Below are 17,854 nucleotides of genomic sequence, written 5' to 3' on the forward strand. Positions count from 1 at the left end.
GCGGCTACGCGCGAAACTCGGCGCCCGCCACCGCATAGCGACGGTCTGGGGCCGCGGCTACGCGTGGGGCCGCACCGACACCGGAGACGCCGATGCCTGAGGACACCGCACAGCTCATCGCGTACACGCTGGCGTGCTCGGTGCCGGTGGTGCTGATCGGCGCGATCATCCTGCGGGCCACCCGCGATCGCTCGGTCACCACCAGCATGGCGGTGCTCGTGTTGATTCCTACGCTGTCGACGCTCGCCGGGATCATCGGGGTCAGCGGGCTGATGTTCACCGACGAATTGCAGCGCACGGCCGTGGTTCTCGCCATCGTGGCGGCGGTGACCGTCCCGGCGGCCGTCCTGCTCGGGCGGGAGCAGGCGCGGAAGATGGTCTGGGAGAAGCAGGTCCGTGAACAAGAGCGAGACGCGGAGCGTTCCCGCCGCGAACTCGTCGCCTGGGTCAGCCACGACCTGCGCACCCCGCTCGCCGGTATTCGCGCGATGGCGGAGGCCCTGTCGGACGGCGTGGTCGCCGGACAGGCCGACGTGGCACGGTATGCCGAGCAGATCGGCAGCGAGACCGATCGACTCTCCCGGATGGTCGACGATCTGTTCGAGATGTCGAAGATCAACGCGGGCGCCCTCCGGCTCGACCTGGAGCCGGTGGACCTGCGCGAGCTGATCGACGAGGTGCTCGCCGCCAACCGCCCCACCGCCGATCGCGCGCGGATCGCGCTGCGCGCGGAGCAGCCGGACAGCCGAATCATGGTGTCCGCCAACGACCAGGCACTCGGACGGGTGCTGACCAACCTGGTCTCCAACGCGATCGCGCACACCCCGCCCGGCGGCGAGGTCGCGCTCTCCGCGGGCGCGTCCGACGGGCGGGCGTGGGCGCGCGTCGACGACACCGGCCCGGGGATCGCCGAGGCGGATCTGCCGCGCATCTTCGAGGTCGCCTACCGCGGCACCGCCGCACGGTCGCCGGTGGCGGCCGACGGTGTACCCGCCGGCAGCGGAATGGGTTTGGCGATCGCCGCCGGATTGGTACAGGCGCACGACGGCGACATCACCGTCGAGAATCTGGGCCGGGGTTGCCGATTCGAGGTGCGACTCCCCTTGTCGGACAACTGATACCGACCTCAGAACGTCGGAGCCAGAGTTCCCGCGCTGTCGCGCAGCGGGGCGAAGGCGAACCGGGTGAGGCCGTCGATCGGGTCCACTTGCGCGGCGAAACCCAGAGCGCGCCTTGCCCTATCCGGGTCGGCGACGATATGGCGCACGTCGCCCGGCCGGTAGCGACCGGTGACCACCGGGTCAGGTCCGCCGCGCGCGGCGGCCAGGGTCGTCGCCACCTCGCCGATGGTGATCGGGCGGCCGGAGGAGATATTGAGCGGGACGAACCCGGGCAGCGGCTGTTCGATCGCGGCGCGGTTGGCCGCGGCGATATCGGTGACGTGCACGAAATCCCTGGCCTGACGGCCGTCCTCGTACACCTGCGGTGGCTGCCCGGCCTCCAGCGCGGACCGGAAGATCGCCGCCACGCCGGAATATGGTGTGTCCCTCGGCATATCGTCGCCGTAGACGTTGTGATACCGCAAGGCCGTGACCTGCGAGCCGGTCACCGCCGCCCACGCCGCCGCGTAGTTCTCCTGCGCGAGTTTGCTCGCCGCGTACAGGCTGCGCGGGCGCAGCGGCGCGTCCTCGTGCACCGAGGCCCAGGTGAGCGCCTGGCCGGTGTCGGGGCAGCGGTGCTCGAACATCCCGGCGTCCAGGTCGGCCGTGCGGCGAACATTCACGTCGACCGGGCCGCGACCCTCGCCGCGGTAGCGGCCCTCGCCGTACACGACCATCGACGAGGCCAGCACCAGTCGACGGCAGCCGGCGCGGTCCATCGCCGCCAGCAGAACGGCGGTCCCGAAGTCGTTGTGGCTGGCGTAGGCGGGGGCGTCCTGCGCACTCACCCCGGCGCCGACCACTGCGGCCTGGTGGCAGACGACGTCGATCCCGTGTAGCGCCGCGTCGAGGGCCGCGCCGTCGCGAACGTCCACGCGCGCAACGCCTTCGGGAGGCGGGGCGGACGGTCCGTGCGCCGCGGGGAGCATCAGATCGAGCGAGGCCACCTCGTGCCCCGCGTCCTCCAGTTCGCGGCGGATATGGGATCCGATGAAGCCGGCGGCGCCGGTCAGCAGCACGCGCACGCCCGTCACCGCCGACTGTTCGACTGCGGCCCGGCCTGGGCGATGGACACGACCACTTCCACGGGAGCTGACGTCATATGCCGATCGTGCCTGGTCCGCGCGCTACTCGAGGTCGGCCACGCCGCAGCGTCAGACTTTCGTCACCACTGCGGTGACCGATTCGGTGTGTCCGTACCACTCGTCCGGTTTCGGACCCATCCGGAACCGGCTCCGCGACGAATGCTTACCGAAAAAGTCAACGGCCAGGTCGTGCCCGACCCAACCGCCGAGGTCCCCAGCGTCGGCGGCACGGCAACCCCGACCGGGGTTGTCCCGGTCATCGCCCTGGCCCACCCGCCGATACGACGTGCGCCATGGACGCCGTATCACCTACGCAGAAAAGGACATTCATGAAGCGGATAGTTGCCGGCGGCCTCGTGCTCGGCTCGATCGGGCTCGCCTCGCTGGTCGGCGCCACGCAGGCGAGCGCCGAAGCCGGCCTGGCGCTGGAGACCACCACGACCGCGGGGTCCAGCGCCGAGGACGCCGAGGACGCGATCATCGACGCCCAGGACGCCATCACCGGCGCGGTCAGCGGATCATCGAACACGATATCCAAGACCCTGTCCAGCCTGTCCGGCGCCGTGGGCGGTGCCATGGGCGGCGGCCAGCAGCCCTACCCCTACTAGCCCCCGGATCGATCACCCCGGCTTCGGCACACGGAGCCGGGGTCTTCGGTGCCACGCCGACGAGAATCAACCCTGCGTGCCACCCCCGAGACCCGAGCCGCTGTCAGCCGACCTCGGCGTGCTCGAAGTAGTACGCCGAGGCCGCCAGGTACTGGCAGCATTCGGGGCCGTGGCCCGCGTGGGTGGTGCGCACGAACTCCGCGATCTCCATGTCGAGATCCATGGGCACCATCGTGCAGTCGCGGTGCTGTGAACTCCACAGGTCCCGGATATCGAGCGATGTCTGCATGGTGCTCCTCCAGCCTGCGTCGTCTATCAGCCTGAAAGCAAAGGACCGAAAACGCTTACACAGCAGGAGTACCCGATATCAGGTGCGGTATACCAGTTTCGGTGTTCATCGGGTGACCAGCTGCCAGTCCTCCGGTAGACGCTTGGCGCTCACCTCGGCGCCCTCCACCTCGAGGTCGACGGTGATCGGTCCGAGCCGCAACGCGGACAACGAGATTCGGCCCCACTCCGGCGGAACCAGCGGTCGCACGGTGATGGTGCGGTTCGGCACGTCGGGGTCGAGCCCGAGGAAGGCCCGCACCAGCAGCAGCGGGGCCGCACTGGCCCAGGCCTGCGGCGAGCAGGAGGTCGGATACGGCACCGGGGTCGGGAACCGCGAGCGCGGGAAACCGCAGTACAGCTCGGGCAGTCGGCCGTCGAAAGCCGCTGCGGCGTCGAGCAATCCGGTCGCGAGCCGCGTCGCCAGGTCGACCGCGCCCGGCACGTGCCGGTAGCGCAGCAGCCCGGCCACCGCGATGGCGGTGTCGTGCGGCCACACCGACCCGCAGTGGTAGCTCATCGGGTTGTAGGCGCCCATCCTCGACGACAGGGTGCGCAGCCCGAAGCCGCTGTCCATCTCGGGGCTCGAAAGTTGTTGCACCAGTTCGGCCGCGTGCGCGTCACCGGCGATGCCGGACCAGAGACAGTGCGCGGGATTGCTCGTCAGCGCGTCGACGTGACGCTTGCCCTTGTCCAATGCGATGGCGTACCAACCCTTCTCGGGCAGCCAGTACTGTTCGGCGAACTTGCCGCGCAACTCCGCCGCCTGATCGCGCAGTTCCGCCGCGCGCTGCACATCCTCGAACGCCTCAGCGAGCTCGGCGCGGGCGAGCAGCGCGGCGTGCACGTAGCCCTGGACCTCGCACAGCGCGATCGGCGCCTCGGCGACGTGGCCCTGCAGGTCGTTGACGCCGTCCCAGCTGTCCTTCCAGCCCTGGTTGATCAGGCCGCGGTCGGTGGCGCGACGGTACTCGACGAATCCGTCGCCGTCGCGATCGCCGTAGTCCCTGATCCAGTCCAGCGCCGCGTCCGCCGCGGGCAGCAGCTGCCGGATCGCGTCCGGATCCGCGCCCCAGCGATAGCATTCGGCCAGCAGCATCACGAAAAGCGGTGTGGCGTCGACGGTTCCGTAATAGATGTTGCCGCCGAGCGCCAGCCCGCCCGCCGGGCCGCGGCGCATCTCGTGCATGATCCGCCCCGGCTCCTCCTCGGTCAGCGGATTCACCGTCTGCCCTTGGAGTTCGGCCAGCTGTTGCAGCGTGCCGAGGGCGAGATCGACCTCGAGCGGCAGCGCCATCCACGCGGTGAGCAGGCTGTCGCGACCGAACAGGGTCATGAACCACGGCGCGCCCGCGGCGACGAACGGCCGGTTCTCGCCGGTGTCGTCGTGAATCTGCAAGGCGCCCAAGTCACTTTCGGTGCGCCGCAGGACCTGGCTGAGCTCCGGATACGACGCGGCGATATTCGTGGCGGTGTGCCGCCACGCGGCGATCTTGCGCCCCGGCGCGCTCACCCCGTAGTGCTCCCCCGGCGCCAGCGGCGCCTGGAAACGCTGGTTGCCGAGCGTGGGCTGCGCGGTGATCTCGGTCTGCCAGCTCGCGCCGACGGGCACCACCACGCGCCACACCAGGGTGCCCGGCAGGATGGTCGGCTCGACGGTCGCGGACACCGAGAGCCCGCGCGTGCGATCCGCGCGATCGTGGAACAGCAGCTCGGTATCGGCCGCGGTCACCTCGGCCCTGGCGATGCCGGCCCGGCCCTCCTTGACCGCGAACAGATCCACGAAATCGGCGTCGACATGCAGTTCCAGGGTCACCGCCGTCGGCTCGCGCCCCATGTTCTCGAGCGTGAGCACCTCGTGCATGCCGTCGGCGATGACCCGCTCGCGCACCACGAGCAGCGTGCTGTCGGCCAGCCCCGCGGTCGGCGGTCTTCGCATGACGAACCGGGCCGCGAACGCCTCCGGGCTGAACACCGAGAGTGGTTCCGGCAGACCGCCGTCCACCAGCAGCTCCCACCGGGAGATGACGCGCGCGTCCCGGAAGAACAGCCCGTGCGGACGGCCCGGCTCGACATCGCCGAGCCGGTTGGACAGACAGAAGGTGCCGCCCTCCACCAGCGTCACCGAGCCCGCCCCACCGAACCCCGTCGGCTCACCGGAGTTCAGGGGGGCGGGGCTGAGCGCGGCGGGGGATTCCGCCGTCACGCGAGTCCGCTCGCCGTGGCGGGCATCGGCACCGCCTGGTCCTGGTACCTGCGCAGACCGGTCCGCCGCTTGGCCCGCATCAGCTTGCGGTAGACCTGCTCGTAACCGCGACCCAGCGTGTCGGAGCCGAAATTGGCCTCCACGTGCGCCCGGCACGCCGCCGGGTCCATGGTCTGCACCTCGGCGATGGCGGCGGTGAGCTCGGCCGGATCGTCACAGACGCGGCCGGTCACCCCGTCCACGATCACCTCCGAGACCGCGCCGCCGCGCAGCGCGACCACCGGTGTGCCGCACACCATGGACTCGATCATCACCATGCCGAAGGGTTCCTCCCACCGGATAGGGAACATCAGACATTTCGCTCCCGCCAACAGCTTTCGCTTGTCGGTGGCGTCGGCGAGGCCGAACACGTGATCCTGGTCGGTCAACAACGGGCGTACCTGCTCCTTGAAGTATTTGATCTCGGGCGGTTCGCTGCACTTTCCCGCGAGCACGAGCGGGATGCCCGCGGCGTGCGCGGCCTCCAGCGCCAGGTGCGGCGCCTTGCACTCGTTGAAGCGGCCGAGGAACAGCGCGTAGTCGTCCTTGTCGGCGCGGAACGGCCACTCCTCGGGATGCAGAGCATTATGCACGCGCCCAGCCCAATTCAAGTCCGGAGCGAGCTCTCGCTGCCGGTCGCTGATCGCCACGAGCGAGACCTCGTCCCCCATTTCCCGGTAGTACTCATGGCATTCGCCCTGAACCGGGCCGTGCACGGTCACCACGGTCGGTAAGCCAAGGCCCCTATACGCCGGCGCGTTCAGCGGGCCGGCGAAGGTGTGCTCGTGCACGAGGTCGATGCTGTCGTCGGCGGCGAGCTTCTCGATGGCCCTTCGCGCTCGCAGCGCGTGCAGGACCTCGGGGAACGGCTCACCGAGCCGCTCGGGACAGATGGCGTCCCACAGCGGGACGAAGGTTGCCTTGGTGCCCGGCTCGCCCGCACCGAGCAACGTGACGTCGTGTCCCCTGGCCACCAGCGAATCGACCAGATCGGCGACGACCGCCTCGACCCCGCCGTACGCCTTGGGCGGTACGTCGAAGTAGGGCGGCACGACCATCGCGATCCGGAATCGGGAGCCGCTGTGGTCGATCGACAGCAGATCCGAGGAACCCTCACCCGAATACGACATGGGCAGTTCACTCATGACTCCACCTCGCCGACGCTCGGTTCCGTCATGTGCACAAACGCACCGTATTGTCGATTCGCTCGCAGGAGCTCGCTCATGACCCTCCTTCCCAAGGGCACAACCTCAGCAGGACACAACCACTTGCTTGGGTACAACCGTCAGCAATTGCACACACCCACCGCTTCGTCAGCGCTGGGCGCCGAGCTGGTGGCCGCCGCGGCGGAGGTGAAGCTTTGCTACACCGCCGTCCATGGGGCTTGGTTGGCCTGGTCGCCAAGGTCACGCGATCAGGGGGGCCGCCAGTGATGTACCTCACCGACGCCGTTTCAAACCATGCAGTCGGAGATGTTGCTGATCGATAGCCGAGATTGCCCGGTAGGACCGGTCTTTACGAGTCTCGAACGAACATGTCTACGGGACTGGATATTCGTTCAGCCTTCGATCACGATCTTCCCCTCTTGACCGGGAACAACGAAGGCGAGCAGACGTTCGGCCTCGGTGCGCAGCTCCTCGGCGTCGGTCGCGGACAACGGATGCCAGGGAGTAACCCGAATGGTGGTGTCGTCCAAGGACCACCGCCCGTGCACGAACCCGTCGACCAGGTACATAGGCACGCCGCCGGACGCCTCCTTGGCGATCCGCCGGCGATCCTCGTCGCTGATGATCCGGCGCCGGTCCTTGTGGCCGAGCAGCGCGTTGTCGAAGGCGGGCAGGAAGCGCACCGGCACCGGCAGATTCGGGTCGGCCAGCGGAGCCTCCGGCAGATCGAACAGCACCCGGTGCTGGTCGTCGGTGAAAACGCGCAGCCGGGTGCGCATCTCGTCGACCACCTCGGCGAGCCGGGTCACCCCGGCCCACGCCTGCATGTCGGCGACGGTCGCGGGGCCGAACGCGGCCAGGTATCGCAGGATCAGCGTCTCCTCGTCCGGCGCCGCCATCGGCTCGCCGATCCACTCCTCGGCGAGCGCGACGGTCACCGAGCGGTTGCGCCATTTGCCCCAGGCCCCGGTCACCGGACTGTGCACGATGGGGACCAGCTGCTCCACCGACTCGGCGAGCCGGCGCGTGTGCCGATCCGGAAACCGTTCGCCGAGTAGCTGTCCGAGGTCGGCGCGCGACATGATGCGGCCCGACAACGCTTCCCGGCCCGCGGCGGCGAGCTCGTCGAGATCGATGCCCTCGATCTCGTCGCGGAAGTACGGCGCCTGCAGCGCGGCGTGCACGACCGGGCGCACCGTCGGGCGCAGCCAGCGGAAGTCGTGCGCGTCGGCGAGGTGCACGGTGCGCCGGATCATGGTCGAGCGCACCAGCTTTCGCTCCCGCAGTAGCGCGGCCAGGTCGTCGTGCGCGAAGTCGGTGAGCCGGGTCCACAGTCCGACGTAGGGCCAGTTGGGTTCCTGCCCCTGCACGGCGACCAGATGCCGCACCAAGTCCAACGGTGTCATCGCGACCCGCTGCGCCAGCATCTGTCGCACCAGCAGGGTTCGGTTCAGCTCACGCAGCGATAGTTCCGTCATACCTGCCATCTTCGCCGATACCACCGACAGAACGGACCCATCCGCGGCGAAGCGCGCATACGTATACGTACAATTAACCCATGTTCGATCCCCTCACCCTGGCGGCCGGCGCCGTGATCCTCGGCGCCGGCTGGGCGATCGGGCGGTACGGCCATCGCGGAACCGTCCCGGGCAGCCCCAAGCGCAGCATCGCGAAGTGCGGCTGCGGGCACGATCTCGCCATCCACGATCCGCAGGCCGGGGAGTGCCACGCCGAGGAGCGACGGTCCATCGCGCCCGCGACGTGGGAGTGGGTCCGCTGCCCGTGCCGCCGCTACACCGGCCCGCTGCCGGTCGAGGACTACTTCACCCGGCCGATGCTGCCGCCGACCGACTGACGCCGCCGCGACGAACTCGCGTTGCCCGACCGGCGGACTCGTGGGGTCCGCCGATGGACTAGCGGCATCGGCCGCCCGGCGCCGCGCAACCGTCGTCAGTCGACCCCGGGCTGCATCCGCAGCGGAACCCCGATTCGGTTCCACAGGTTGATCATCGCGGTCACCGCGACCAATCCCGCGGCCGCGCCCTCGTCGAAATGCCGCTCGACCTCGGCCCACACCTCATCGCTCACGCCGTGCTCGCCGAGCTTGGTCACCGCCTCGGCGTAGGCGAGCGCGGCGCGTTCGGCGTCGGTGTACAGCGCCGACTCGCGCCAGGCGTCGAGCTGGAAGATGCGCTTCTCGGTCTCCCCCGCCAGCCGCGCGTCGGTGGTGTGCATGTCGATGCAGTACACACAGCCGTTGATCTGCGAGGCGCGAATCTTGACCAGCTCCCGGACCACCGGGTCGAGCGGGCCCCGGCGAATGGCTCCCTCGGCCGCGAACCACGCCTGGTACAACTCCGGGGCAACCTTCGCGAGCTTCATCCGTGACACGTCGTCGTCCTTTCCTCAGTCTTCACCTACACCAGAGGGACGAAACAGGCCGGGTGAGTGTGACACCCGCTCACGAATCCGGCAGGCACCTGGCCGGATCGGGCAGCTCGGCGCACGGTGCGTTGCCGTGCGCGCGCAGCACGTCCTTACCGGTCTGGTCGACCAGGTAATGCAGGAACGCCGCGGCGAGCGAGTCGCCGGGCAGCTCGCCACGGCTGTAGGCGTACTCCACGCCCCAGAATGGGTACGTGCGGTCGATCGCGGCGTCGCGGCCCGCGGTGACGCCGTTGATCGCGACGGTCGCCAGCCCGGCCCCCGCCGCCTCGGAGTACTCGGAATAGCCGATGGCGCCGGGGATTTCGCCGACCGCCTTCTGCATGTCCCTGGTCACCTGGACGTCACAGTGCGCGGCCTCGGCCCGCACCGTGCCCTTGAGCGCGGTGCAGCTCACGTGCGGGCGATCGGGCTGTCCCGCGCCGAGTAGCCTGCGCTCGAACGTATTTCGGGTACCCGAGCCGGGAATGCGATTCACCAGCACGACGGGGAGGTCGGACCCGCCTACCTCGCGCCAGTTGCCGACCCGGCCCTGATACAGGTCCCGGATCTGGTTCTCGGTGAGGCTGCGCACGCCCACCTCTTTGTTGACGATCATGGCGAACAGCGACAGCGCCAGCGGGCGGTGCACCAGCGCCGGGTACCCGCTGCCCTTCGGGCCGTCGCTGATGGCGAGCAGCCCGGAGTCCCCGCCCTCCTCGGCGAGCCGGTCGAGCCCGCGCTCGGTGCCCTCGAAGGCGAACGCGAAACGCGCTCCGGTGCAGCGCTTCCCGTACTGCTCGGCGGCCTCGCGCACCACCGGCGCGAAGGCCGACGAGCCGACTACGGTGAGCTCGCCCGAGGCGCATTCCAGCGGCGTCGGGTCGGGTTCCAGTGCGGAGACGACGAGTTGGACGGCGATCACCAGGACCAGAAAGACCGTCAGCGCCAGCATCATTCGGGAAATGCCGGTCTGGCTCTTGGTCTCCAGGATGCGCCCGCCCTTGATGCCGCCGGTGAGCACCGGCACCGGATACTCCCCCGAACCCTCCGAGCGCTGCAGGATGGCCAGGATCTTGTAGTGCTCACCGCGATTCAGCGGCACCTTGGGCAGATCGATGACGCCGATGTGGCCTGCCATGTCCTCGCGCACCGCGATCCCGGAGTCACCATCGAGACTGTCCGCCAAACCGGGATCGCTGAGCTCGGTCACCGCCATGCCGATGACCTGACGCTGCGGGAAACGCAGATGCAGGCCGATGCGCGCCGGGTCGGGAGCCTTGTAATCGTGCGTGTCGATAGTCGTCGCGCCGCTGTTCTCGATGCGCACCAGCACCACCGAGAGATCCTTCAGATCCGGGCTCGCGCCGTCGGCCGCGGGCCGCAGCTGCGGCAGCACGCCGGGGAATACCGACTCGACCTCGCCGGTGACCGGCGTGTCCATCTGCACGCGATAGCCGAGTCGCCTGCGCCCGACGAACACGAACTCGTACAGGAACGCGCCGATCGGCACCGCGATACCGACGAGCGCCAGCACAATCTCGATCGGGAAATCGCCCAATGCCGCTGTCCACCCCCACCAACTCTGCCTGGCAACCATTTTCAGCCAGGAAGGGCCGGGAACGACGCGACGGCAGAACTATTCGGCAACAGTTAACCCGGCCGCCATCACGCGCCGGCAGAAGTCCACGCGAGCAGGTCGGCCAGCGGCCAGGTGTTGATGACCCGTTCGGCCGCAACGCCATTCGCGACCGCGCGTTCGCAACCGTAACCCTGCCAGTCCAATTGGCCGGGGGCGTGCGCGTCGGTGTCGATGGCGAAGTGGCAGCCCATCTCGACGGCGAGCTGGATGAGCCGCGACGGCGGGTCGCGGCGCTCGGGCCTGCTGTTGATCTCGACGGCGGTGCCGTAGGTCCGGCAGGCCTCGAACACCATCTCCGCGTCGAAGCTCGACTCGGGGCGGGTGCCGCGCCCGCCGGTGACGAGCCGGCCCGTGCAGTGGCCGAGCACGTCGACGTTGGGGTTGGCCACCGCGTAGACCATCCGCTTGGTCATCGTGGCGCTGTCCGCGCGCAGGTGCGAGTGCACGCTCGCGACCACGATGTCGAGCTGGGCGAGCAGGTCGGCCTGCTGGTCGAGGGTGCCGTCGTCGAGGATGTCGACCTCGATGCCGGTGAGAATGCGGAACGGCGCCAGGCGGTCGTTGAGTTCGGCGACCACGTCGAGCTGCCTGCGCAGCCGGTCGGCGGACAGTCCGTTGGCGACGGTCAGCCGCGGCGAGTGATCGGTCAGCGCGCAGTACTCGTGGCCGAGGGCGGCCGCGACCCCCATCATCTCCGCGATGGGGCTGCCGCCGTCGGACCAGTCCGAGTGGGTGTGCAGGTCACCGCGCAGCCGCGACCGCAGCGGCTTGCCCGGCGCGCCGATCGGCTTCGCCGCGTTGCGCAGGTCTTGCAGGTACTGCGGCACCGCCCCGGAGTACGACTCCTCGATCACCGCAGCGGTTTTCGGCCCGATCCCGGCGATCTCGCGCCAGCTGTGCGCGGCCCGGTGCGCCGCGCGTTGCTCGTCCGACAGCTCCGCGACGATATCGGCGGCGCGCCGATAGGCCTTGACCCGATACGTCTCGGCCCGCGAGCGTTCGAGCCAGAAGCCGATCTCGCGCAGCACCTCCACGGGACCCGGCGTGGTCGCCGGGTCCTGCGCGGTCGAATCGTCGCCCGCCACCGCGGTCAGCGAATCCTGCTGTACTTCATGAAGGCCACTCCGTCCTCGAACACCCGGCTGGTGATCACCCGGAACCTGGCCGCGTCGGGCAGGCGCGGGCCGGAGCCGAACAGCGAACGCCCGCGCCCGAGCAGGACCGGGTACAGCTTGAGGAAGATCTGATCGATCTCCGGCAGTAGCTCCTGCGCCAGCTCACCGCCGCCGCACAGCCAAATGCCCAGGCCCGCTTCGCGTTTCAGCTCGCGCACCTTCGCAAGCGGGTCGGCGGCGATCAGCTCGACGTCGGGGTCGGGATTCTCGGGCAGCGTCGTGGAGACCACGTACTGCTTCAGATGCGCGTACGGGCTCGACGTGCCGGTGCGCACGCCGAAGTCGTGCGTCTTGCGCCCCATGAGCACCGTGTCGAAGTAGCGGTTGCGCTTATCGATGCCCATCGACTCGCGCACCTTGGTCGGCAGGGTCTCGGGGTATTGCGCGCTGATCGCAGGCCCGTGGTCACCCCCGACCGGGAAGAAATCGACCGATCCTTCCTCGGTGGCGATGTATCCGTCGATGGTCGACGCAACGTAATACGTGAGATTGCGCATGTGTCCTTCCTCCACGGCCGGACCTACTTCCCGAACCGCCTACATGAAAGGTAACCCGCGCCCGCTAACGACGGCGAGCCCTCGGTTGGCAGCGCGGGCAAGAATACGAGGAGCGGTTCATGAACTTCTCCCGCTGGATCGGCGCGCCGCAGCGGCAGCACGGCTCGTCCTCGCGGCCGTAGACGGCCAGCGAACGTTCGAAGTAGCCGGACTGCCCGTTGACGTTGACGTAGAGCGCGTCGAACGAGGTGCCACCCGCGAGCAGGGCCTCCCCCATGACCGCGCCGACCTCGGCGAGCAGGGCGCGCACGGCCGGGCGAGACAGGCCGGAGGCGAGGCGGCTGCCGTGCAGCTTCGCCCGCCACAGCGCCTCGTCGGCGTAGATGTTGCCGATGCCGGAGACGACGGTTTGATCGAGCAGCACGCGTTTGATCTCGGTCTGCTTGGCGCGCACCGCGGTTACCACGGATTCGGCGTCGAAGCGCGGGTCCAGTGGGTCGCGGGCGATGTGCGCGACCGGCTCCGGCACGAGCGTGCCGTCGACCTCGACCAGCGGGGCGAGCGCCCAGCCGCCAAAGGTGCGCTGGTCGACGAAGCGCAGCTGGGTGCCGTCGCCGAGGGTGGCGCGGATGTGCGCGTGCTTCTCCAGCGGCGCGTCGGCGGGCTGCACCAGCATCTGCCCGCTCATGCCCAGGTGCACGACGAGTGCGGTGTCCGGGTCGTCGAAGGTGAGCCAGAGATATTTGCCGCGCCGTTCAGCGGACTCGACCTTGCGGCCGGTCAGTCGCGCGGCGAGATCCGCGGCGCCTTCCAGATGGCGGCGCACCGAGCGGGGATGGGTGATCGCGACCGACTCGATGACGCGGCCGACCACGTGTTCGGCGACGCCGAGCCGCACGACCTCTACCTCGGGAAGTTCGGGCACGTCAGGATTCGGCGGTCAGCGCCTGGTAGGCGGTGCCCGCGGCCTTCTGCTCGGCTTCCTTCTTGGAGCGACCGACGCCCTGCCCGTAGGCCCGGCCACCGACGACCGTGGTCGCGGTGAACTCCTTGTCGTGGTCGGGGCCCGTCGAGGTGATCTCGTAGCTGGGCACGCCCAGTCCGCGCTCGGCGGTGAGCTCCTGCAGGCTGGTCTTCCAGTCGAGGCCGGCCCCCATCCGGGGTCCGCGCTCGAGCAGGTCCGCGAACAGCCGCAGCACCACCTCGCGCGCGACGTCGATGCCGTGCTGCAGGTGCACCGCGCCGAGCAGCGACTCCATGCCGTCGGCGAGGATGCTCGGCTTGTCCCGGCCGCCGGTGAGCTCCTCGCCCTTGCCGAGCAGCAGGTGCACGCCGAGTCCGCCCTCGCCGAGCTGACGCGCCACCTCGGCGAGCGCGTGCATGTTGACCACGCTCGCGCGCAGCTTCGCCAGCTCACCCTCGGACTTGTCCGGGTGCTCGTGGTAGAGCCGCTCGGTGATGCTCAGGCCGAGGACCGAGTCGCCCAGGAACTCCAGGCGCTCGTTGGTCGGCAGGCCGCCGTTCTCATATGCGTAGGACCGGTGCGTCAGCGCCAGGCGCAGCAGTTCCGGCTGCACCTCGACGCCGAGCGCCGCGAGCAGGCTCGCGTGTTCACCGGACGAGTCGGGTTCGTCGGTCACGTCAACTAAGGCAGGTTCGAACTGTTAAACAGCCGCGGTGACCTGGCGGCCCTTGTAGGTGCCGCAGGACGGGCACGCGATGTGCGGCAGCGTCTTCTCGCCGCACGCGCGGTTCGGGCAGGTGATCAGGGTCGGCGCGGTGGCCTTCCACTGGCTGCGCCGCGACCTGGTGTTGGAACGGGACATCCGGCGCTTGGGAACGGCCACGACTACTTCTCCTCTGTCATATTGCTTGCCATGTCGGCTGAGTGGTCTGCTGCTGTGGCCGCACCCTCGTCGGGGCTGCCGTCGCCGGGCGATGCGGTGGCGAATTTCGCCAGCCCGGCCCAGCGAGGGTCAAGTATCTCATGCGAGTGGTCAGAACCCGCAATCGCCATCCGCACGCCACATTCCGGGCACAGTCCCGCGCAGTCGGGAGTGCAGAGCGGCTGCAGCGGAAGCTCGACGCCGAACGCGTCGATGATCACCGGTTCGAGGTCGATCGTGTCGTCGATCATCCGGTAGGACTCGTCGTCGTCGGTGGTCTGCTCGGTGGTGCTGTCCGGGTAGGCGAACAGCTCGGTGAGGTACACGCTCACCTCGTCGGTGAACGGCTCGAGGCAGCGCGAGCACTCGCCCTCGAGCGGCGCGCGCACCGTACCGGTGACCAGCACACCCTCGGACACCGCCTGCTGCTGCAGGTCGAGCTCGATCTCGGCGCCGACCGGGACGGCGATCAGGTCGAGCCCGATGCGCTCGACGGTGGTGACCGTGCGATGCAGCTCGCGCATCGTCCCCGGCCTGCGGCCCAGGCTGCGAACGTCCAGCACGAAGGCCGCGTCGGGCTCTCGGCGCGCGGCCGAGCCCTTGCGCGGAGCGGAACCGGAACCGGCGGGCATCACGAACTCACTTCACTTTCGGGGAATGGGCAACCACACCACGATACGCGAGCGTTCGCCTCTACCCAAACGCCGTTGGGTCAGCGGCGGTAGTCGGCGGCGTAATCAGGCGCGCCCGCGCCGGAGCGGAGCTGGTGGCGGCCGCGGCCGACGGTGCGCAGGGTGTTGCTCAGGATCTCCTCGAAGTCGGCGAGTTTGGCGTCGACGTAGACGTCGCACTCCTCGCGCATGCGATCGGCCTCGGCGTGCGCGGCGTCGATCACCCGCGCGGATTCGGCGTGCGCGGCGCGCACGACCTCGGTCTGCGCGACCAACCGGTCCCGCTCCGCCTCGCCCTCGGCGACCGAGCGCTCGTAGGAGGCCTTGCCCGCGTCGATCATTCGCTCGGACTCCAGGCGGGCCCGGCCGGTGACGGCCTCGAACTCGGCGTTGCCGTCGGCGACTACGCGGTCGGCCTCGGCCTGGGCGGTGCTGACGAGGTGGTCGGCGTGCGCGCTCGCCTCGGCGACCATCCGGTCGGCGTGCGCCTTGGCGTCGGCGAGGATTCGGTCGGCCTCCTCGCGGGCAGAGCCGACGGTGTGCGCGGCCTGCTCGTTGGCGCTCGTCACGGTCACCTCCGCCGCCGCGCGGGCGTCGGAGACGATCTTGTCTCGGATGTCGAGCACGTCCTGGGCGTCGTCTAGCTCGCCGGGCAGCGCGTCGCGCACGTCGTCGAGCAGTTCGAGCACGTCGCCGCGCGGCACGATGCAACTACGGGTCGGCGGGATGCCACGCGCCTCCTCGACGATGGCGACCAGCTCGTCGAGGGCCTCGAATACGCGGTACATGCTGACTACCCCACTCTCCTACGACTCTTCGGCGAACTGTCCGCCGAGCCCTAGTGTGCCCCTCATCACGGCCCGTGCCGAGTCACCGTCCGGTGTGTCGTCGCAGTGTCTCGTACGCCACAAAATCAAGTGGAGGATCTGTCTCCGCTTCGTGTTATCGTCAATAGGAAGATCGACAAGGTCTTCGTCGGCACATGTTCGATCGGAAAGACCATGACTGTTCTGGATCTACAGAGATCGGCGGGAGTCAGCACCACCAGCTACTTCATGCCGTGGGTAGGCCCGTACCCGGAACTGAGGGCACAGCCGGCGACGGCACGGTTCGAGCAGTTGATGACCTACCTGCGCGGCGACCGGGCCTTCGCCCAACTGATCCGCTTCGCGCTGGTCGGCGGGTCCAGCAATATCGCCTACGTGCTGCTGTTCTTCGCGATGCACGGCATCGGACCGCTGCTGGCCAATGTGGTCGGCTCGATCGTGAGCACCGTGATCGCCAACGAGATGCACCGCCAGCTCACCTTCCACGCGAGCGGCCGGGTCGGCTGGTTCACGGCGCAGTGGGAGGGCGGCGGACTGGCACTGGTCGGCCTCGCCATCACCACCGCGGGATTGGCCGCGCTGGATGTGTGGGCCCCGACCCTGGGCGGACCCGCGGAAGCCACCGCCATTCTCGGCATCACCGCGGTCGTCGGCGGCATGCGCTTCCTGGCCCTACGCGGTTTGGTCTTCTGAGCCTCGTCGAGTGAGGGAAATCGGCCCCGGCCCACAGCTTGTGGACCGGGGCCGACTCGTGTTCGGGGGTCAGCTCTGTCGTTCGGCCAACCGGGCGAGCAGGCGCTTGTGCACCGCGGGCGGGAGCATGTCGGTGACGTCGCCGCCGAAGGCCGCCACCTCCTTGACCAGCGAGCTGGACAGGAAGCTGAAGGCGGGGTTGGTGGCGATGAAGAAGGTGTCGACGCCGGAGAGCTTCTTGTTCATCTGGGCCATCTGCAGCTCGTAGCCGAAGTCCGTGGCGTCGCGCAGGCCCTTCACGATGGCCGTGATGCCCTGCTCGCGGGCGAAGTCGACCAGCAGTCCGTACCAGGACTCGACGCGGATATTGGGCAGGTGCGCCGTGGCCTCGCGCAGCAGCTCCATGCGCTCGTCGACGGTGAACATGCCCTGCTTGTTCTTGTTGATCATGACGGTGACAACGACCTCGTCGAACTGGGCCGCGGCCCGGTTGAAGACGTCGATGTGTCCGTTGGTCACGGGGTCGAAGGACCCGGGGCACAATGCTCCTGCCATGGTCAGACGCTATCGTGCGGGTCCGGCCGCGCGGCACGAGGGTGCTCGAGACCACACGTCGCTAGTCGAAAGTCGCCATTTCGACGCGTGTTTCGCCGTACTTGCGCGGCTTCGCCGCCGAATAACCCTCGGGCCACTCGATCTCCGGTGACCGGCTGGACCGCTCCACGACGACGACGGCGCCGGGCCGCAGCCAGCCACGGGCCAGGGCACGCAGGTCGGCGAGCACGTCGTCGGTGTCGACGGCGTAGGGCGGGTCGGACATGACCAGGTCGAACTCGCCCGCCCCGCCCACGGCCAGCACGCCGGCCACGGACGCGACGCGCAGTTCCGCGCCGGGCAGGCCGAGATCGGCGATATTGCCGCGCACCACCGCGGCCGCCTTGCGATCGGACTCCACCAGCAGGGCGTGCGCGGCGCCGCGCGACAACGCCTCCAACCCGAGCGCGCCCGACCCGGCATAGAGGTCGAGCACGCGGGCGCCATCGAAGTCGATGCGCGCGTCGAGCGCGCTGAACAGCGCTTCGCGCACCCGGTCGGAGGTCGGGCGGGTGCCCGAGGGCGGCACCCGCAGCCGCCGCCCGCCCGCCGTCCCGGCGACGATCCGCGTCATTCGGCCGCGGACTCGCGCACGGCCAGCTCGATCAGCAGATCGCCGCCCTCGACCTGCTGCACCGAGCCGATGGCGACCCGGCCGACGACGCCCGCGCGCGGCGCGGTGATCGCGGCCTCCATCTTCATCGCCTCGATGGTGCCCACGGTGTCGCCCGCCGCGATCGTGTCGCCCTCGGACACGGCGAGCGTCACGACACCGGCGAACGGCGCGGCGATATGACCGGAGTTGCTCTTGTCCGCCTTCTCCGCGGCCGGGATCTCGCTGGCGATGGAGCGAT

General features: G+C 69.3%; 21 protein-coding genes. 4 read left to right on the forward strand and 17 right to left on the reverse strand.

Going from position 1 to position 17,854, the window contains the following annotated elements:
* Window positions 1-92: 92 nt before the first annotated feature.
* Window positions 93-1,118 carry a sensor histidine kinase gene (locus ON39_RS22850; protein WP_040737477.1) on the forward strand — a complete coding sequence of 342 codons (1,026 nt, stop codon included), beginning with the start codon at window positions 93-95 and terminating at the stop codon, window positions 1,116-1,118.
* Between the two features lie 8 nt (window positions 1,119-1,126).
* Here ON39_RS22850 and ON39_RS22855 read toward each other — a convergent pair whose 3' ends face one another.
* Window positions 1,127-2,194, reverse strand: a complete 1,068-nt coding sequence (locus tag ON39_RS22855; RefSeq protein WP_174412556.1) for an NAD-dependent epimerase/dehydratase family protein — start codon at window positions 2,192-2,194, stop codon at window positions 1,127-1,129.
* A gap of 380 nt (window positions 2,195-2,574) precedes the next feature.
* On the opposite strand from ON39_RS22855, the gene ON39_RS22860 reads away from it, so the two are divergent.
* The gene (locus ON39_RS22860; protein WP_040737478.1) at window positions 2,575-2,853 is read left to right on the forward strand and encodes a hypothetical protein; all 279 of its coding nucleotides are present in this window, start codon (window positions 2,575-2,577) and stop codon (window positions 2,851-2,853) included.
* A gap of 103 nt (window positions 2,854-2,956) precedes the next feature.
* On the opposite strand, the gene ON39_RS22865 is transcribed toward ON39_RS22860, so the two are convergent.
* The 4 genes from ON39_RS22865 to ON39_RS22880 all read right to left on the reverse strand — a co-directional run bounded on the left by ON39_RS22865 (window position 2,957) and on the right by ON39_RS22880 (window position 8,069).
* Window positions 2,957-3,142, reverse strand: a complete 186-nt coding sequence (locus tag ON39_RS22865) for a hypothetical protein (RefSeq protein ID WP_040737480.1) — start codon at window positions 3,140-3,142, stop codon at window positions 2,957-2,959.
* Between the two features lie 105 nt (window positions 3,143-3,247).
* Window positions 3,248-5,386, reverse strand: coding sequence for an amylo-alpha-1,6-glucosidase (locus ON39_RS22870; protein WP_040737482.1), 2,139 nt, complete (start codon window positions 5,384-5,386; stop codon window positions 3,248-3,250).
* On the reverse strand, window positions 5,383-6,570 hold the full coding sequence (locus tag ON39_RS22875) for a glycosyltransferase family 4 protein (RefSeq protein ID WP_373283723.1): 1,188 nt from the start codon (window positions 6,568-6,570) through the stop codon (window positions 5,383-5,385). The genes ON39_RS22870 and ON39_RS22875 overlap by 4 nt, the downstream gene beginning before the upstream one ends.
* Before the next feature lie 413 nt (window positions 6,571-6,983).
* Window positions 6,984-8,069, reverse strand: a complete 1,086-nt coding sequence (locus tag ON39_RS22880) for a winged helix DNA-binding domain-containing protein (RefSeq protein ID WP_040737483.1) — start codon at window positions 8,067-8,069, stop codon at window positions 6,984-6,986.
* A gap of 80 nt (window positions 8,070-8,149) precedes the next feature.
* Between ON39_RS22880 and ON39_RS22885 the strand changes: the two genes are divergently transcribed.
* Complete coding sequence (locus ON39_RS22885) at window positions 8,150-8,446, forward strand: hypothetical protein (protein ID WP_040737485.1); 297 nt, start codon at window positions 8,150-8,152, stop codon at window positions 8,444-8,446.
* A gap of 95 nt (window positions 8,447-8,541) precedes the next feature.
* Here ON39_RS22885 and ON39_RS22890 read toward each other — a convergent pair whose 3' ends face one another.
* The 9 genes from ON39_RS22890 to ON39_RS22930 form a co-directional block, all read right to left on the reverse strand.
* Window positions 8,542-8,973, reverse strand: coding sequence for a carboxymuconolactone decarboxylase family protein (locus ON39_RS22890; RefSeq protein ID WP_040737486.1), 432 nt, complete (start codon window positions 8,971-8,973; stop codon window positions 8,542-8,544).
* Window positions 8,974-9,052: 79 nt separating this feature from the next.
* Window positions 9,053-10,576 (reverse strand): PstS family phosphate ABC transporter substrate-binding protein, encoded by a 1,524-nt coding sequence (locus ON39_RS22895; protein ID WP_040737488.1) that lies wholly within the window; start codon window positions 10,574-10,576, stop codon window positions 9,053-9,055.
* Between the two features lie 107 nt (window positions 10,577-10,683).
* Complete coding sequence (locus tag ON39_RS22900) at window positions 10,684-11,742, reverse strand: PHP domain-containing protein (RefSeq protein WP_051186937.1); 1,059 nt, start codon at window positions 11,740-11,742, stop codon at window positions 10,684-10,686.
* A gap of 5 nt (window positions 11,743-11,747) precedes the next feature.
* On the reverse strand, window positions 11,748-12,329 hold the full coding sequence (locus ON39_RS22905; RefSeq protein ID WP_040737490.1) for a dihydrofolate reductase family protein: 582 nt from the start codon (window positions 12,327-12,329) through the stop codon (window positions 11,748-11,750).
* Between the two features lie 64 nt (window positions 12,330-12,393).
* On the reverse strand, window positions 12,394-13,254 hold the full coding sequence (gene mutM, locus ON39_RS22910; protein ID WP_040737491.1) for a bifunctional DNA-formamidopyrimidine glycosylase/DNA-(apurinic or apyrimidinic site) lyase: 861 nt from the start codon (window positions 13,252-13,254) through the stop codon (window positions 12,394-12,396).
* Between the two features lies 1 nt (window position 13,255).
* Window positions 13,256-13,969 (reverse strand): ribonuclease III, encoded by a 714-nt coding sequence (gene rnc / locus ON39_RS22915; RefSeq protein ID WP_040737493.1) that lies wholly within the window; start codon window positions 13,967-13,969, stop codon window positions 13,256-13,258.
* 24 nt (window positions 13,970-13,993) lie between these two features.
* Window positions 13,994-14,176 carry a 50S ribosomal protein L32 gene (gene rpmF / locus ON39_RS22920; protein WP_014987105.1) on the reverse strand — a complete coding sequence of 61 codons (183 nt, stop codon included), beginning with the start codon at window positions 14,174-14,176 and terminating at the stop codon, window positions 13,994-13,996.
* 2 nt (window positions 14,177-14,178) lie between these two features.
* Window positions 14,179-14,847 carry a YceD family protein gene (locus ON39_RS22925; protein WP_040737495.1) on the reverse strand — a complete coding sequence of 223 codons (669 nt, stop codon included), beginning with the start codon at window positions 14,845-14,847 and terminating at the stop codon, window positions 14,179-14,181.
* A gap of 80 nt (window positions 14,848-14,927) precedes the next feature.
* Window positions 14,928-15,674, reverse strand: coding sequence for a DivIVA domain-containing protein (locus tag ON39_RS22930; RefSeq protein WP_040737496.1), 747 nt, complete (start codon window positions 15,672-15,674; stop codon window positions 14,928-14,930).
* A gap of 213 nt (window positions 15,675-15,887) precedes the next feature.
* Here ON39_RS22930 and ON39_RS22935 point away from each other — a divergent pair, with 213 nt between their 5' ends.
* The gene (locus tag ON39_RS22935; protein WP_040737509.1) at window positions 15,888-16,406 is read left to right on the forward strand and encodes a GtrA family protein; all 519 of its coding nucleotides are present in this window, start codon (window positions 15,888-15,890) and stop codon (window positions 16,404-16,406) included.
* 69 nt (window positions 16,407-16,475) lie between these two features.
* On the opposite strand, the gene coaD is transcribed toward ON39_RS22935, so the two are convergent.
* From coaD to ON39_RS22950, 3 genes are all read right to left on the reverse strand, one after another.
* Window positions 16,476-16,961, reverse strand: a complete 486-nt coding sequence (gene coaD, locus ON39_RS22940; RefSeq protein ID WP_040737498.1) for a pantetheine-phosphate adenylyltransferase — start codon at window positions 16,959-16,961, stop codon at window positions 16,476-16,478.
* A gap of 61 nt (window positions 16,962-17,022) precedes the next feature.
* Window positions 17,023-17,574, reverse strand: a complete 552-nt coding sequence (rsmD, locus tag ON39_RS22945; protein WP_040737500.1) for a 16S rRNA (guanine(966)-N(2))-methyltransferase RsmD — start codon at window positions 17,572-17,574, stop codon at window positions 17,023-17,025.
* Window positions 17,571-17,854: biotin/lipoyl-containing protein (locus ON39_RS22950; protein ID WP_040737502.1), on the reverse strand; the 284-nt coding region annotated here is incomplete at its 5' end. The genes rsmD and ON39_RS22950, both read right to left, overlap by 4 nt.

The sequence above is a fragment of the Nocardia tenerifensis NBRC 101015 genome, from assembly GCF_000308715.1.
Taxonomy (GTDB): Bacteria; Actinomycetota; Actinomycetes; order Mycobacteriales; family Mycobacteriaceae; genus Nocardia; species Nocardia tenerifensis.